Source organism: Micromonospora sp. NPDC049089 (genome assembly GCF_040648775.1).
Lineage (GTDB): Bacteria > Actinomycetota > Actinomycetes > Mycobacteriales > Micromonosporaceae > Micromonospora.
Genome location: NZ_JBEZEH010000177.1, coordinates 1 through 15644 on the forward strand (window position 1 = coordinate 1; position 15644 = coordinate 15644).

At 71.7% G+C, this 15644-nt stretch carries 12 protein-coding genes; 4 read left to right on the plus strand and 8 right to left on the minus strand.

Annotated elements, in window-relative coordinates:
- Positions 1-86: 86 nt before the first annotated feature.
- Together AB0B48_RS25390 and AB0B48_RS25395 are read right to left on the minus strand one after the other, a co-directional pair.
- Positions 87-1382, minus strand: a complete 1296-nt coding sequence (locus tag AB0B48_RS25390) for a HAMP domain-containing sensor histidine kinase (RefSeq protein ID WP_357205799.1) — start codon at positions 1380-1382, stop codon at positions 87-89.
- Entirely contained in the window at positions 1379-2074 is a 696-nt protein-coding gene (locus AB0B48_RS25395) for a response regulator transcription factor (protein WP_357205802.1), read from the minus strand. The genes AB0B48_RS25390 and AB0B48_RS25395 overlap by 4 nt, the downstream gene beginning before the upstream one ends.
- A 102-nt stretch (positions 2075-2176) precedes the next feature.
- Between AB0B48_RS25395 and AB0B48_RS25400 the strand changes: the two genes are divergently transcribed.
- A complete protein-coding gene (locus AB0B48_RS25400; RefSeq protein ID WP_357205805.1) occupies positions 2177-2650 on the plus strand; it encodes a septum formation initiator in 474 nt (157 codons plus the stop codon).
- Here the strand turns inward: AB0B48_RS25400 and AB0B48_RS25405 are convergent.
- The 3 genes from AB0B48_RS25405 to AB0B48_RS25415 all read right to left on the minus strand — a co-directional run bounded on the left by AB0B48_RS25405 (position 2647) and on the right by AB0B48_RS25415 (position 8106).
- The gene (locus AB0B48_RS25405) at positions 2647-3720 is read right to left on the minus strand and encodes a hypothetical protein (protein WP_357205807.1); all 1074 of its coding nucleotides are present in this window, start codon (positions 3718-3720) and stop codon (positions 2647-2649) included. The genes AB0B48_RS25400 and AB0B48_RS25405 overlap by 4 nt on opposite strands.
- Positions 3717-4064, minus strand: a complete 348-nt coding sequence (locus tag AB0B48_RS25410) for a PadR family transcriptional regulator (protein ID WP_357205810.1) — start codon at positions 4062-4064, stop codon at positions 3717-3719. Before AB0B48_RS25410 ends, AB0B48_RS25405 begins: the two co-directional genes overlap by 4 nt.
- A 94-nt stretch (positions 4065-4158) precedes the next feature.
- The gene (locus AB0B48_RS25415) at positions 4159-8106 is read right to left on the minus strand and encodes a ThuA domain-containing protein (protein WP_357205813.1); all 3948 of its coding nucleotides are present in this window, start codon (positions 8104-8106) and stop codon (positions 4159-4161) included.
- 358 nt (positions 8107-8464) lie between these two features.
- On the opposite strand from AB0B48_RS25415, the gene AB0B48_RS25420 reads away from it, so the two are divergent.
- Entirely contained in the window at positions 8465-8755 is a 291-nt protein-coding gene (locus tag AB0B48_RS25420; protein ID WP_357205816.1) for a DUF1540 domain-containing protein, read from the plus strand.
- Positions 8756-8830: 75 nt separating this feature from the next.
- On the opposite strand, the gene AB0B48_RS25425 is transcribed toward AB0B48_RS25420, so the two are convergent.
- The 3 genes from AB0B48_RS25425 to AB0B48_RS25435 all read right to left on the minus strand — a co-directional run bounded on the left by AB0B48_RS25425 (position 8831) and on the right by AB0B48_RS25435 (position 13144).
- Positions 8831-10291 carry a hypothetical protein gene (locus AB0B48_RS25425; protein ID WP_357205819.1) on the minus strand — a complete coding sequence of 487 codons (1461 nt, stop codon included), beginning with the start codon at positions 10289-10291 and terminating at the stop codon, positions 8831-8833.
- On the minus strand, positions 10288-12144 hold the full coding sequence (locus tag AB0B48_RS25430) for a dynamin family protein (RefSeq protein ID WP_357205831.1): 1857 nt from the start codon (positions 12142-12144) through the stop codon (positions 10288-10290). Before AB0B48_RS25430 ends, AB0B48_RS25425 begins: the two co-directional genes overlap by 4 nt.
- A 115-nt stretch (positions 12145-12259) precedes the next feature.
- Positions 12260-13144, minus strand: a complete 885-nt coding sequence (locus AB0B48_RS25435) for an IniB N-terminal domain-containing protein (RefSeq protein ID WP_357205822.1) — start codon at positions 13142-13144, stop codon at positions 12260-12262.
- A 301-nt stretch (positions 13145-13445) separates the two neighbouring features.
- On the opposite strand from AB0B48_RS25435, the gene AB0B48_RS25440 reads away from it, so the two are divergent.
- Together AB0B48_RS25440 and AB0B48_RS25445 are read left to right on the plus strand one after the other, a co-directional pair.
- On the plus strand, positions 13446-14705 hold the full coding sequence (locus tag AB0B48_RS25440; protein WP_357205825.1) for an Hsp70 family protein: 1260 nt from the start codon (positions 13446-13448) through the stop codon (positions 14703-14705).
- A gap of 5 nt (positions 14706-14710) precedes the next feature.
- On the plus strand, positions 14711-15644 hold a 934-nt coding region (locus AB0B48_RS25445), incomplete at its 3' end, for a hypothetical protein (RefSeq protein WP_357205828.1).

Below are 15644 nucleotides of genomic sequence, written 5' to 3' on the forward strand. Positions count from 1 at the left end.
AGGCCTGGATCTCTTCCTTGATCTGCTCTCTGAGCTCGGGTTTCGTATACCGCGCCATGACTGGCAGCTACCCGGCACCGCCGGGCCTATGCGTCCCCTGGCGACGTCGACGGTCCGAGCCGGAGCAGCACCTGCGCGCCGCCGTGCGGGCCGGTCCGCAACTCCAGTCGGCCGCCGGCGGCCTGCGCGGCACGCCGGGCGATGTCCAGGCCGAGGCCGGTGGACCCGGCCGCGCTGGCGCCCCGCCGGATCGCCCCGGCGGGCATACCCGGCCCCTCGTCGGCGACGGTCAGGACCACCTCGCCCGCCTCGCCCGCCTCACGGACGAGCCGGACGGCGAACGGCGTCCCGTCGGGGGTGTGCGCGAAGACGTTGCCGAGCAGGGCGTCCACGGCCGCCGTCAGGTTGTCGGCGGCCACACCGACGGGGAGAGGGCCGGGTGTCAGGTCGAGGGTGACGGCCCGGCCGGTGTCCTCGGCCAGCACCGACCAGAACGCGACCCGGTCGGCGACGATCGCCGCCGCGTCCGAGGAGGCCGGTTGTGCCGGTGCGTGCCGCCACCGGGCCTGCCGGATCAGCCCGGTTACCGCGCGTTCGAGCCCGTCCGCGGCGGCGGTTATCCGGGCGGCGTCGTCCGGGTCACGCAACGACTCCGCCTCCAGCCGCAGTGCGGTCAGTGGCGTACGCAGCTGGTGGGACAGGTCGGCGACCTGTTCGCGCTCCTGTACCAGGAGCACCTGGATCCGGGTGGCGAGGTGGTTGAGCGCGCCGGCCACCTCGCGCAGTTCGGGTGGGCCGGCCGGCGTGACGCGGGCGTCCAGCTCGGCGTTGGCCAGCCGGTGTGAGACGGCCGAGAGGTCGCTGATCGGCCGGACCAGGGTGCGCGCCAGCCGATCGGCGACCAGCAGCCCGATCAGCACGAGGATCACGCCGAGCAGCGCCAGCACCAGCCAGGCCCGGGTGACCCCGGCGGTCAGCTCGTGCTGCGGCACCGCGATCCGGATCACCCCGGTGCCGTCCGCCCGGCCCTGCACGGCGATCACCACCTCCCGGCCGGCCGCCGACTCACCGGTGAGGCTCTGTCCGCGCGCGGCGAGGGCCACCGCGGGCGTACGCGGTGTCTGGGCGCCGAGCACCGTGCCGTCGGGCAGGAAGACGCTCACCGGTCGACCTGACTCCGCGGCGAGTTGCTCGACGGTGAGCCGGATGGTCGCCGCGTCGGCGGTGCCGACCACCGGCACCAGGCTCTGCGCGTCGGCGGTGGCCCGCACGGTGGCCCGGTCCTCGGCGACGGTGCGTACCAGCAACGCCAACGGCACCAGGAACGCGATGAGGGTGAGGACGCTGACCGCGGCGACCAGCAGCGCGAGACGCGCCCTCACGGTTGCGCCGCCGGGGCTTCCAGACGCACCCCGACACCACGCACCGTGTGCAGGTAGCGAGGCTGTTGGGCGTTCTCCCCCAACTTGCGACGCAACCAGGACAGGTGCACGTCGACGGTCTTGTCGGCGCCGCCGTACGGGATCTGCCACACCTCCGTGAGCAGCTCACGTTTGGTGACCACCTGGCCCGGTCGGCCGGCGAGGTGGTGCAGCAGATCGAACTCACGGGGCGTCAGCTCGACCGCGACCCCGTCCAGGGTCACCTGCCGCGCCCGGGGGTCGACGCGGAGCCCGCCGACAACCAGCGCCGGGACCTGCCCTTCGGTGCCGGAGGGGCCCCGCCGCAGCACCGCCCGGACGCGGGCGTCGAGCTGCGCCGCTGTGAACGGTTTGACCACGTAGTCGTCGGCGCCCGCGTCGAGCACCCGGACGATCTCGGTCTCGTCGTCGCGCGCGGTGGCCACGATGACCGGCACCGCGCTGACCGCGCGCAACATCCGCAGCAGCTCGCGGCCGTCCAGGTCGGGCAGGCCCAGGTCGAGCACGACGAGGTCGGGTCGGTCCTCCAGCGCGTCGCGGAGCCCGGCCATCGCGGTCGAGGCCGCCGCGACCGCGTGTCCGCGTTCGCGCAGGGCCCGGATCAGTGGGGTACGGATCGTCAGGTCGTCCTCGATGAGCAACAGGCGGGCCACAGCTGGCAGGCTAACCGCTGCAACCGTCGACGCCGCGTACGTTAACCACGCCTTAGCGTTCGGATGTGCGAACGACAAGGCCGGATCGGGGATAGTCAGGGGATGGGCCGTCGTTCGATCCTCGTCGCCACCGGGTGGGTGGCGACCGCCGCCATCGCCACAGTGATCGGTCTGGGCGCGATCCGGTTGGTGGGCGAGAGTCTCACCGGCACCCCGGGTGGGGTGCGCAGCGAGGCCGACATCGAGCGGGCGCTCGCCTCACCAGAGCCGGTGCCCACAGCCGGACCGGGCACGACGGGCGCCGCCTCGGCCCCGCCGGGCACGACAGGCACCGCGCCGAGCGCCAGCTCCGGGGCCCGCCGGGGGTTCGCCACGGACGGCGGCACTGCCGTCGCCGAGTGCGGCGTCGGCGGCGTACGCCTCGTCTCCTGGGCGCCCGCGCAGGGCTACCGGGTCCGCGACGTGGACCGGGGTCCGGACGACGACGTGGAGGTCACGTTCCAGGGGGCGAATCGGGAGTACGAGTTGAAGGTGCGCTGCATCGGCTCGGAGCCGGTGTCCGTCGCCGACGACTAGCCGTTCTGCTCGCGGTCCGCGTTTCGGCCGAGGGCGACCATGCGCAGGGTCTCCTCTCGACGTCGCACAAGCAGCGCCCCGGCCAGGAAGGTCACCGGCGCGACCAGCACCAGCATCGCCCACTGCGCCGGCACCAGGGGGATGGCGTGCCCCATGTTCATCGTCGAGGTGACCCACCCCGCCAGGGCATTGTCGATCACCAGGGCGAGGGCCGCCACGGGCAGGAGCATGACGACGATCCGTCGGCGTACCTCCGGGGTGAGCGTGACCACCACGATCACCATGGCCGACGCGGCGGCCGCCAGGCCCGCGACGTAGAGCCAGATGACCAGTTCACTGCTCGCCTCAAGGCTGTACAAGACCTGGTAGGACGCCCCATCGGCAGACAAGTCGAAAGTGGGACTGCCCACCCGGTTCGCCACCAACAGCGCGACCATCGCGGTTGGGGCGAGCACCAGTGCCAGCAGTCGGCGTACGCCCAGCAGCGCGATCGCCCGGCGACGCGGCGCCGGCACGGTGAGCGCGGCGGCACCCACCACGGCGAGGGCGAGCTGCGGCAGCATGTCCACCACGTACGTCGGGTTGTCACCGGTCTGCGGGGCGACGAGCGCACCCCAGCCGAGCACGCCGGCCCAGGCCAGACCGGCGGCGAGCCAACGCCACCCGATCAGCACCGCGGCGCAGACGCCCGCCCAGCCGGCGACGCGCAGCCAGTCGACGGGATCCGGGCCGCTCGGCGCGAACCCGGGCGGTAGGCCTGGCGCACGGACGAGCTGGTTGAGCAGTCCCTTCGCGGCGAGGGCCAGCAGGACGACCCCGATCAGCAGGCCGGTCACCGTCGCCGCGTCGGCCCAGCTCGGCTCGGTGAACCCCCGTGCGCCCACCCGCAGCCGCGCCCGCAATCCGGCGCCGACCAGATTCCGCACGTCGGCGGCGTCAGGTCGACGCTGACCCGGTCGCGCACCGGCGAGGAGCACGGCCAGCATCTCGTCCTCGTACACCCGCCGGTGTTCCCAGGGATAGACGGCCAGCAGTCGCCGGTAACCGCGCTCCAGCTCGTCGCCGCTCACGCCGCACCCCCGTCGGTCAGTAGGCCGCCGCGGCGCAGCCGCACCCGAGCGGCGTCCGCGTTGTGTCGCAGGCGGGCCGCCTCTTCGCTGAGCCGCCGCGCGCCCAACGCGGTGAGGCGGTAGTAGCGGCGCAGTCGGGACTGCACGACCTCCTCGCGCTCGACCTCGATGAGGCCGTCGACGCGGAGTCGGTCGAGGACGGCGTAGAGGGTGCCGGCGCGCAGGCGCACCCGGCCGTCGGAGATGCGCAGTACGTCCTCGATGACGGCGTACCCATGCATGGGTGCCTCCGCCAGCGCGGTGAGCACCAGGAACGTCGGTTCCCGCAGTGGAGCCTCAGCCATACCAGGGAGCATATACCGACAGGCGGTATATGCAAGGCTGTGAACGGACGTGGCCGGCACGGATCCCCGTGCCGGCCACATCACCGGTGGTGGTTCAGCTGGCGTAGGCCTCCAACTCCCAGAGCGAGTGGCCATATCCGGTGCCCCGGGCCGTGCCAAGGATCCGCAGGTAGCGGCCGTTGGCGCCGAGGGCGGTGTGCTCGTCCACGCCGCCGTCGGCCCCGGTCACCGTCTTCACCGTGGTCCAGGTGGTGCCGTCGTTCGACGTCTGGATCTGGTACGCGCTGCTGTACGCCGCCTCCCAGCTCAGCTTGACCCGACCGATCGCGGTGGGGCTGCCGAGGTCGACGCGGATCCACTGGGGGTCGGAGAACGTGCTCGACCAGCGGGTGGTGAGGCTGCCGTCGACCGCCTGGGCGCCGGACACGTCGGCCCCCTCGTTGCTGGACGTCGACGTCGGCTTGTTCAGCAGCAGGTTGCCGCCGGGCGGACCGGTTCCACCGCCGCCGCCGTACACCTCGAACTCGAACAGCGAGTAGCCCCAGGCGGTCCCCCGGGTGGTGCCGAGGAGCCGGATGTACCGGCCGGAGCCGCTGAGCCCGGTCAGGTCGTCCACCCCGCCGTCACCGCCGGTCACCGTACGGATCGTGGTGAAGTTGACCCCGTCCGGCGAGGTCTGGATCTGGTAGCCACTGCCGTACGCCGCCTCCCAGGTCAGCTTGACCCGGTTGATGGCGTACGTGGCGCCGAGGTCAACGTCGATCCACTGTGGGTCCCCGAAGGCGCTGCCCCACCGGGTCCCGGCCACGCCGTCGAACGCGTTCGCCGCGGTGAACGCGCCCTCGAAGCTGGACGCGCGCGCCGGCTTGCCCCGGGCCAGGTTGGCGCCCGGCTCGGGATCCGGGTCCGGGTCCGGGTCAGGTCCGGGACCGCCGGGGCTGGTGGAGAGGGTGAACTCGTCGATGTCGAAGTACGGGCCGGTGCCCTTGAAGACCAGGAACAGGGTCCGGGTGCCGGTCGGGGCGGTGACCGCGCCGGTGACCGTGGCGAAGGTGGCGTACCCGCCGGTGGAGGTGACGGTGGCCGAACCGACGAGCGGGCCGGTGGGCGAGTCGACCCGCAACTCCAGCGTGCCGCCACCACCGGCCGGTGCGCCGACCCGGGCGCTGAACGACTGGACGCCGGTCAGGTTGTACGGGCTAAACGAGATCCAGTCGTTGTTGTCGACATAACCGACCGCCGCGCCGCCGTTGCCCGCCGCCCCGGCGACGATCTGGATGCCGGACGAGTCACCGAAGTGCTCGGCCTGGCGTACCCGAGGTTGCAGGACAGCCTGGGTGTGCGTGGTCAGCGCCGGCTGGCCACCTCCACCCAGGTCGGTGTACTCGGCGTCGATGATGCCGAAGATGTTCGCCGCCGCGTCGTGCTCGCCGTCCTTCGAGGTCTGGATGACCCCGGTGCAGCCCTGCACGCTACCGAGCTGGTGGCCGTGCGAGTCGTGGCCGAGGACGTAGTTCACCTTCACCCGGGCGCAGTTGATCGCGCCGTCCTGGGCGTCGGTGACAGTCACGGAGAACGGCACGGCGTCCCCGAAGGTGAAGGTCTGCCCGTTCAACGGGGTGTTGACGGTGACCACCGGGGCGCTGTTGCCGACAGTGACGACCACGCTCGCGGTGGCCGTCTTTCCGGTGGTGTCCCGGACCGTCAGCGTCGGGCTGCGGGTTCCGTTCGTGGTGTACGTGAAGCTCGGGTTCGCCGCGGTCGAGTCGGTGGTGCCGTTGTTGTCGAAGTCCCAGGCGTAGGTGAACGGGTCCCCGTCCGGGTCGAGGGTGCCGGCCGAGGAGAAGGCCACTGTCAGCGGCGCGGTGCCACTGGTCGGGGTGGCCGAGGCCCTGGCGATGGGTGCTCTGCCCTCGCGGGCGTACTCGATCCGGTAGAGCGCCGAGTTGGCGTCGCCGTTGAACCAGCCGGTGCCGTAGTCCAGCACGTAGAGCGCGCCATCCGGGCCGAACTCCATGTCCATGACCTGGGTGCCGGTCCACGGGAACGGGTTGATCTTCAGCGGTTGGCCGGACGCGTCGAGCTTGATGTTCTTGATCCAGCGGCGACCGAACTCACCGGCGAAGTAGGTCCCGTCGTAGTACTCGGGGAACGCCACGGGCGAGGTGTTGTTGCGGTCGTACCGGTAGACCGGCCCGCCCATCGGCGAGAGGCCACCGCCGGTGAACTCCGGCGGCGAGCCGGAGCCGCCGTACGGCAACCAGGCCGGAACGGCCGGCGGCAGCTGGGTGATGCCGGTGTTGTTTGGCGAGTTGTTCACCGGCCCACCGGCGCAGTTGAACTTCGCCCCGGACGGCCCGGACGGGAAGGTGTAGTCGTTGTAGGCGTCGTTGCGGGCGGTGCAGTACGGCCAGCCGTAGAAGCCGGGCCTGTCGATCCGGGCGAACTCGACGTTGCCCGCCGGCCCCCGGTTCGGGTCGGCGGTGCCCGCGTCGGGGCCGTAGTCACCGAGGTAGACGATGCCGGTGGCCTTGTCCACGCTCATCCGGAACGGGTTGCGGAAGCCCATCGCGTAGACCTCCGGGCGGGTCCGCGCGGTGCCCGGGGCGAACATGTTGCCGGCCGGGATGGTGTAGCCGCCGGCCGCGCTCGGCTTGATCCGGAGGACCTTGCCGCGCAGGTCGTTGCTGTTCGCCGAGGTGCGCTGCGCGTCGAACGCCGGGTTACGGCCCGCCCGCTCGTCGATCGGGGTGAAGCCGGCCGAGTCGAACGGGTTGGTGTCGTCACCTGTGGACAGGTAGAGGTTGCCGGCCGCGTCGAAGTCCATGTCGCCGCCGACGTGGCAGCACATGCCCCGGCTGGTCGGCACGTTGAGGATCAACGTCTCGCTCGCCAGGTTGATGGTGTTGTCCGCGTTCACAGTGAACCGGGCCAACCGGTTGACACCCTCCCAGACGGCGAATTGGGCCGGCGTGCCCTCGGCGGGCGCACCACCGCCAGGGGTGCTCAGTGGTGGGGCGAAGTACGCGTACACCCAGCGGTTGGTGGCGAAGTTCGGGTCGGCCTTGATGCCCTGCAAACCCTCCTCGTCGCCGGTGTAGACCGGCAGGGTGGCGGCGATCTTGGTGTTGCCGGCGGCGTCGGTGTGCCGGATCACGCCGTTGCGGGAGGTGTGCAGCACGCCCCGGTCCGGCAGGACGGTGAGGCTCATCGGCTCGCCGGTCTCGGCCGCGCCCTTGGCCAGCTCCACCTGCTGGAAGCTGCTGGTGACGGTGGGGCCACAGTCGGCGTCGACCGCGCCGGCGGCCGTCCGGATGCCGCCGAGCAGGTGCTGACGGAAGTTCGCCTCGGTGTACGACGCGTCGGTGTGCCCCAGGCCGGTGTACCAGGCTCGACCGCCGGAGTAGTTCTGGCACCAGGAGATCGGGTGGTCGGCACCCATGCTGCCGCCGGTGTAGGTGGTCTCGTCCAGGGTGGCCAGCACGTGCGCGTTGCCCCGGGGGTTGGTCCGGTAGTTGTACAACTCGTCGAACCGGCTCCACCGCTGCGGCAGCCCCGCTGTGGACGGGTGCACCTGGTCGGCGACCTTGACCGTGACGTTCTGCTCGGCCGGGTGCGAGGCGAAGTACGCCCCGACCAGTCCCCCGTACCACTGCCAGTCGTACTCGGTGTCGGAGGCGGAGTGCACGCCGACGTACCCACCGCCGCCGGTGATGTAGCGCTCGAACGCGGCCTGCTGGGCGGCGTTGAGAACGTCACCGGTGGTGGAGAGCCAGATCACCGCGGCGAACCGGTCCAGGTTGGCGTCGGTGAACTGGGCGGCGTCCTCGGTGGCCTCGACGGTGAAGCCGTTTGCCGCACCGAGTTGCTGGATCGCGGCGATGCCCGGGGTGATGGATCCGTGCCGGAACCCGGCGGTCTTGCTGAAGACCAGCACGGTGAACGGTGCGGCACTGGCAGTGGGTGGCGAGGCGACGATGCCGCCCGCCACGAGGATCGCGCTCAGCGCGAGGCCGAGCCACGATCTCAGGGATCTGCGCACAGTGGGGTCCTTTCGCGGTGCGGGGGGACGGCGTGCGCCGATCACGCCAGGCGGTGGTGGGACGAGACATGTGAATGCATCGTTGCGGTCGGATCACGGGCGCGTCAAGCACTCTCCCAGCATCCGTGAGAGCGTTATCTCCGCAGGTCAGGGGCGACTGTGTGAAGCGAGATCGAATAACGGTTTTCGGGGCACGATCCACAGTCGGAGGGCTCCGGTCCCGACACCTGCGCCTGAGTTGCCGTCATCGGCGGTTAGGCAAGGCTGTCCTACACAAAACGCCCCAAAAGATAGGGAATTGTCCGGTCGGAGCCGGGTATGGAGATGACCCGGTGCCACCGACGGAAGCGAGATCCCCATGACCGACATGCTGGAGATGCCGCGGGTACACGAGTGCACAGTCACCGACTGCGGCTACAACCACGACGGCTGCCACGCGTTCGCCATCACCATCGGGCAGCAGAACGCCAGCTGCGCCACGTTCATCGACACCTCGGCGAAGGGCGGGCTGGACCGCGTCATCGCCCAGGTCGGTGCCTGCAAGCGGTCCGACTGTCAGCACAACGCCGAGCTGGAGTGCCACGCGCCGTCCATCCGGGTAGGTCCGGGTCAGGACATCGCGGACTGTCAGACGTACGAGCCGCGCTGATCCCGGCGCGACACGAGTGAGGGACGGCCTCCACTGCCGTCCCTCACTCGCGTCCGATGCCGACCAGGCAGGTGCTCAGCGCCCGCCCGCGGCCAGCTCGGCGATCATCCCCTCGCAACTGCGGACGACGACCTGAGCGCCACGGCGCTGCGCCAGCGGGAGCAGAGGATCCTCCGCTCGGTCCCGCCACCGCCACTGCGCCTCGGCGGCGACCTCCCAGAGTTGCCGCACGTCGGCCTCATGCTCGACACCGAGCCGAGCCGCAAGGCCCACCCCGTCGCCGCCGACCAGCCGTTGCGCCTCGGCGGCCAGCTCCGCGTCGAACCCCAGCCGGGTGTTCCGCAGCGCCACCAGCAGGCGCAGCTCCCGGAACTCGTGCGCGCCGGCGAGGATCTGCTCCACCGCGCCGACCAGCTCGGCGGAGCCCCGAGTCGGCTCGGCCCGCAGCAGCGCCTCCACCGCGGCCAGCGCGGACCGCGCCTTGAGGGCGTCGCGGCGATCGATGAAGGACCGCGTCAGCGACTCACGCAGCTCGGTGAGACCACTTCGCCGAATCAACTCGGCGGAGAGCTTCACCCGGCTGTCGAACCCGCTGCGCACCAGCGTGGCCGCCAGCCGGACACCGAAGATCCCAAACCGGCCCAGCAGCGCGGCGCGTACCTCGGTGTCCAGCCGTACCGGCAGCTCGCCGCTGAGGAAGCGGTCGGCGGAGATGAGGTGGGTGTCCAGCTCCGCCCGGGGCACCTGAGCCACTGTCGCGAGCGCGGCGAAATCGGATTCACCGAGCAACCGGCCGGCCAGGCCGATCATGCCGCTGCACGCCACGACGTTGACGCTGAGCGCGTTCACCCTCGGGTCGCGGTAGTGCCGGCGAGCGAGCTGTCGGGCCGTGAGCAGGCCGTCGATCCGGCCGCCACCGGTCTCGTCGGCGCGGGACAGCACCACGATCACGTTGACCGGAGCGGACTGCCCGACGGCGCTGTCCCGTGCGGACTCCAGCACCCGCAGGTCGCTGTCGCGACCGTCGCGGGTCAGGTACAACACCGCGTCCGAGTCGCGCAACACCCGCTCCAACACCGGTGCCCGGCCCTGCTCGGCGCCACCGGTGACCGCCGGAGTGTCGATCAGCGTGATCTGCCGCAGCGCCCGCGTCGGCCACCGCACGACGATGTCCCGCACCTCCCCCGCGCCCCAGCCCAGATCCACCCGCAGCCCGGTCGCCGACTTCACCACCGCCAACTCCTGCGGTGGCTGCCCGACCGGGTAGGCGGTGGCACGCGGCGCGGCACCGTCCTCGTACCAGGTGAAGGCCCCGTCCGCCCGCTCGACCGGCGCGACCTCCTCACCCATCAACGCGTTGAGCACCGTCGACTTACCCGATCGCCACGGGCCGACGATGGCGATCCGCAGCGGCTGCTCCAACCGGGCCACCTGTTGCCGAAGCTCGGCGACGGCCCGGGGATTGTCCTGGTACAGCTCGATGGCCTGGTGCAGCAACCCCCACGCCGCCTCGTCCAGGCGCACTCCCACGGTCATGCCTGCGGCTCCAACAGCAGCGGGGCGGAACGGGCGCCGGTCAACTGCTGAGCCTGCTCGTACACCGCCGCCAACCTGGTCATCTTCAGCCGGATCTCGCGCTGCCGCTGCTCGCGCACCGAGGCATCGGTGTCGGCCTCCTGCTTCGCGCTGCGGAACGACTGCACGATGGCCTCCTGCAACTCCTCGGTCAGCCCCGTGAAGTGGTCGCGCAGCATCCGCTGCACCTGCCGGGCGGCGTCGCGGCAGTCTCGGATGATCCGGACGAAGAAATCGTCGACATGCCGCTGGATGGCCGTCTTGACCGTCGCCTGCCGCCGACGGAGCAACTGCTTGCTCTCGTCACGGATGCTCTTGCCGCCGAAGAGCGCCCCGATGCCGACCGAAACCGGATTGATCATCGGCATGCCGGCCAGGGTGGTCGCCAGACCGAACATCAGCATGCCGCCGTACGAGCCCTTCATGCCGGTGAACAGCTTCTGACCGGTGGTGAACCTGTCGATCGTCGGCCGTTGCAGGTCGGGCAGTCGCTCGCCGATGTCGTCCGGCATCGTCATCGACCAGGGCGGCAGCACGTCGTAGCCGTACCTGTCGAAGTTGGCGGCCACCCGCCGGGCGATCCAGTCACAGCGCTGGATCAGCCACTCGTGGTTCGCCTCCGCCGCCTCCACCAGGCTCCGCTCCAGCCAGTCCTGGAAGGTGTCCCAGGCGACCAACGGGTCCGCGGTGTCGAACGCCTCGTCCACCGCGCGCAGGATCTGTCTGGTCCGGTCACGCAGGTCGTACTCAAGGTCGGCGAGCAGGTCGGTGATCTCGTCGGTCAGCGTGTTCTGCCACCGGGTGGAGCACCGGCGCAACTCGTCGACCTCGCGCTGCGCCGCGTGCAGACGGGAGATCGGCCCGGACTGCTCCTCGGCCTCCTGGGTCGCCAACTCGGCGCGCAGCGGCGCGGCCAACTGCTCCACCACCGTCCGGGCCACCGTCTGGACCGCCGCCCGGGCCAGGTGGTCGGCCTTGCCGGCCAGGTCACCTTGCAGGCGGGCGATCAACGCGGGGAAGCCCGACTCGGCGTTGAGCCCACGGTCGTCGGCGGCGGCCGCGCGCAGTCGCAGCGCCGCCGAAACCGGGATCAGCGTCGCCGGAACCCCCGCCTCGGCCAGGTGCTGCCGGTTGCGCTCGGCGACAGTCCGCCAGTCCGCCACCAGATCGGTCTTGCTCTGCACCACCACCACGTTCGGATGCGAACGCATGATGTGCAGCAGCATGTTCAGCTCGGCGACCGACAACTCCCGAGTGGAGTCGGAGACCAGCAGCACGGTGTCCGCGCGGGCCGGCGCGGCGACCGGAGCGGCGGCGCCGATGCCGGCGACCTCGTCGGTGCCGGGAGTGTCCACCAGCACCAACCCGGCACCGAGCAGCGCACGGGGCACTCCGATCTCGACGTACGCCGGGCCGCCGCCCGGCCGACGACCGACCAGGCCGGCCACGCCCGCCGCGACCTGGTTGAGCGCCACCGGGGTCCGCTCGACGGCCATCGCGTCGGCGGCGCCGATGGGGTGCCCCGGGGCTGATGGTGGCGCCTGCGCCACCGCCGCGGTGGGGGCCTCGGCGTGCCGCACCACGGTCGGCAGGACTGTCGTCCGGCCGTCGCCGACCGGGCAGGCCGGAGCGTTGATGATCGCGTTGATCAGCTGACTCTTGCCCTGGTTCGGCTCGCCGATGACCAGGACACGCAGCGTCGGGTCCAGCAGTTGCGCGCGCTTCTGCCGCACCGTCTGAAGTAGGTCACCGCGACCGTGTGCACTGCACGTGCGGGCGATTTCGTCCAGCACGTCCAACCAGATCCCGGCCATCACCGCACCAAGTGTGCGGATTTCGGCTCAATTATCAAGAGGGACCGGATGTGGAACCGGGAAGGGCCGGATCGCCCGAGACGATCCGGCCCTCCGCTCCGACCGGGATTCCGGATCAGAGCAGACCGCCGGTGATACCCAGCAGCCCGTGATCGGACGAGGCGTGCGAGTCGCCGCCGAGCACACCATCGGTGACCCCACCGGTCACGTCACCGACCGTGTCGGTGACACCGGGGAGGAGGCTGTCCACCTGGTGCGTCACGCCGCCCACCGTCGACGACACGTCGAGCGGCGGGACCCCGCCGACGATGCCGTCGCCGTGCCCGAGGCCCAGCCCGCCAAGGGTGTCGTCGACACCGAGGGAGCTGACGACCCCGCCGAGCTGACCGTGGGTGCCGGAGAGGACACCGCCGGTCAGGTCGCCGCCGATCAGGTTCGAGTCGGTGACGCCGAGCAGACCGCTCGGGTCGCCGACGGTGCCGGTGACGTCCCCGAGCACCGGGTCAGCGATCGCGTCCACCGGCTGCACCACGTCGGCGTCGAGGGTGTGCGCCACGTCGGAGACACCGGCCAGGTCGGTGTCGAGGCCGGACGGGCCGACACCCAGACCGATGCCCGGCAGCACGGTGACCCCGGCGGCGGCGGTCGACGGGTCGACAGCGATGGCGCCGAGCACGCCGGCCTTGACGTCCACGCCACTGGGCGAGCTGGTGACGCTGATCTGCTGCGCCACGCTCTGCAACTGACCCACCACGTCGGTGGTGTCGGTGAGCAGCGGGTCCAGCCCGAGCTGCCCGACCGGCGAGGCCAACGGCGCGAGACCGGCACCCGGCGCGTAGTCGACGACCAGCGGTACGACGTCCTGCACGTCCGCAGCGGTGATGTCGGTGAGCCCGGCGCCCCGCAACGCACCCTCGGGGTCGAGGTCGAAGGCCGACCGCGCATCCGGGTTCGTCAGTAGGTCGAGCACGAAGTCGTGGAGCGTCTGCTGCGAGTCCATGTGCCGGTTCTCCTCGGATGTGGCATTGGCGGGGTGTCGTACGTCGACGGTGACGACGCTATTGCCGGGGCTCACCCCCGGGCATCGGGGCTGAGCCCGCATCCGGGTCGGTTGAACTAGGGGCTGCGCCACCTCGTACGTTAGGGGGACAGGGGGAAACCGTCCCGTCGAGATTAGGGTCCCGACCAGGGACTGATCTCTGGTACGAACGTAGGAGCCCGCGGGGTTCGCCGGGGGTGGGTCGTCGGGCAGCCGACGCCATCGCCACCGACAGGCTGACTCACGGGGAGAGACAGAGACGATGCCGTACGTCCTGGGGATAGACATCGGAAGCAGCAACACGGCCGCCGCCGTCGCACGGCGACGCGGCACGACCTGGACCCGTCCCGAAGCCGTCCCGCTGAGCGCCGGCTCACCCCTCATGCCTTCGGTGCTGTGCCTGGTCGAGGACGGTTCGCTGCGCGTCGGCGAGCCGGTGACCGACGACGGCAGCCGCACCACCCGGGACTTCGTCCACCGGATCGGCGACGACGTGCCGGTGCTGCTTGGCGGCGAGCCGTGCACGCCGCAGACGCTGACCGCCGAACTGGCGGCGTGGGTGGTCGAGCGGGTCCACGCCCTGGAGGGCGGGGCCGCCGAGGCGATAGTGCTCAGCCACCCGGCAGGGTGGCGCCCCTACCGGCGGGAGGTGCTGCACCGGGCCCTGTCGGACCTCGGTCTACGGCACGTGACGTTGCTGCCCCGCACGGTCACCGTCGCCGAGAGCCACGCCGCTCGGGGGTTCGCGGGAAGCACTGCCGTCATCTACGCCCTCGGGGGCAACAGTTTCGAGGCGGCTCTGGTGCGCCGCACCCCGCGCGGCACGTACGAGACGTTCGGCACCCCGCAGGGTCTCGACTCGATCGGTGGCGCCGACTTCGACGAGGCGCTCGCCGAGCATGCCCGTACCGTGCTGGCTCGGGAGTTGGCCGCGACCGGGCGTCGCGGGGCCCAGGCCGCGCTGCGCGGGCTGCGCGCGGAGTGTGACCGGGTCAAGCGGGTGCTGACCGTCGACCTCACGGCCGACGTGGTGCTGACCCTGCCGAGCGGCCCGGCGCGGGTGCCGGTGACCCGGGCGCAGTTCGAGGCCATGATCCGCCCGACGGTGCAGGCCACCGTCGACCTCCTGCTCCGGGCCGTGCGCAGTGCCGACCTGACTCCGGCGCAGCTCGACGGCGTCCTGCTGGCCGGCGGCTCCACCCGGGTCCCGCTCGTGACCGAGCTGATCGGCGCGGCTCTCGCGGTGCCCGTCGAGGTGGAGCCGGACGCACAGTTGACCGCCGCCACCGGGGCGGCGATGGCCGCCTGCCAGGTGGTGTCACCACGCCCTCGCCAGACAGCGCCGGCCCGAGTTCCGGCCCCGGTCAGCGGCGCCGGGCGGGCCACCCTCCCGGCACCACGCCGCGCTCATCACACCGTTCCGGGCGATCCGCCACCGCGGCCCCCGGTCCGGGTCCTCCCACTGGAACTGCCGAAGCCGTCCCGCCTGGCGCTGGCCCGCGGCCGCGGACGCGAAGGATGACCCCGATGATCATGAATGACCTCGCCGCACCAGGGTTGATCCTGGACAGGGGGTTGCAGGCGCTACTGGACACGGTCGCGCAGGACCCGAGCGGCCCACTCGCCGTCGGCGTCGCCGGCCCGGCCGGTCACGGAAAAACCGCGTTCCTCACCGAATTGGAGCGCGTTCACCAGCGCGCCGGGATCGCCGTCCGCACGGCCGCCCCGGAGCCGGATGAGTCGGTCGACCCCGACACGGTGGTGCTGGTCGACGACGCGCACCTGCTCGACGACGCACGGATCGAAGCGCTGCTGCGTCTGGTCGCGGGCCGGCGACACCGGCTGGTGGTCGCCCACCGCCCGTGGCCCCGTTCGGCGGCGTTCAGTGAGCTGGTCGACGCTCTGCGACGCGACGGGCAGGCCGTGCTGCTCACACCGTTCACCCGGGAGCAGATCGCCGCCCATATCGCCACCACGCCCGAGCTGGGCCGCCCGGCCGACCTGGTCGACTTCGTCCACACGCAGACTGCCGGCGTACCCCGGGACGTGGCACGGCTGGCCCGCGGCCTGGCCGGCGCGGAGATTCGGACCGGCATCGTGGACCCACCCCGCTCCGTCATCCTCGAATTCGGGCCGGACCTGGACGTCCAGCCCGCCGGGGTACGGCGACTGCTGCTCGCTGTCGCGGCCGGCGGGGCGCTGCCGGTGAGCATGCTCGGCGCGCTGCTGGGCCGGGACCCGGCCGGAGTGGACGAACTGATCGCCACGACCAGGGCGGCCGGGCTGCTCGGCGCGGACGGCCGGCTCGCACCGATCGTCCGGCGGGCCGTCGCGACGCTCAGCCCCACCACCGAGCGGACAGCGGTCTGGCGGGGGCTCACCGAGTTGCAGCTCGCCCGGGGTGGCGCGGTGCTGCCGCTGGTCCGTTCCCTGCTCGCGCTCGGCGCGCTCGGCGACTGCC

Excerpts from the sequence above, each read along its gene's own strand:
- AB0B48_RS25400 (WP_357205805.1), top strand. The coding sequence starts at position 2,177 with ATGGGCCGTCGTTCGATCCTCGTCGCCACCGGGTGGGTGGCGACCGCC.
- AB0B48_RS25410 (WP_357205810.1), bottom strand. The coding sequence starts at position 4,064 with ATGGCTGAGGCTCCACTGCGGGAACCGACGTTCCTGGTGCTCACCGCG.
- AB0B48_RS25420 (WP_357205816.1), top strand. The coding sequence starts at position 8,465 with ATGACCGACATGCTGGAGATGCCGCGGGTACACGAGTGCACAGTCACC.
- AB0B48_RS25425 (WP_357205819.1), bottom strand. The coding sequence starts at position 10,291 with ATGACCGTGGGAGTGCGCCTGGACGAGGCGGCGTGGGGGTTGCTGCAC.
- AB0B48_RS25430 (WP_357205831.1), bottom strand. The coding sequence starts at position 12,144 with ATGGCCGGGATCTGGTTGGACGTGCTGGACGAAATCGCCCGCACGTGC.
- AB0B48_RS25435 (WP_357205822.1), bottom strand. The coding sequence starts at position 13,144 with ATGGACTCGCAGCAGACGCTCCACGACTTCGTGCTCGACCTACTGACG.
- AB0B48_RS25440 (WP_357205825.1), top strand. The coding sequence starts at position 13,446 with ATGCCGTACGTCCTGGGGATAGACATCGGAAGCAGCAACACGGCCGCC.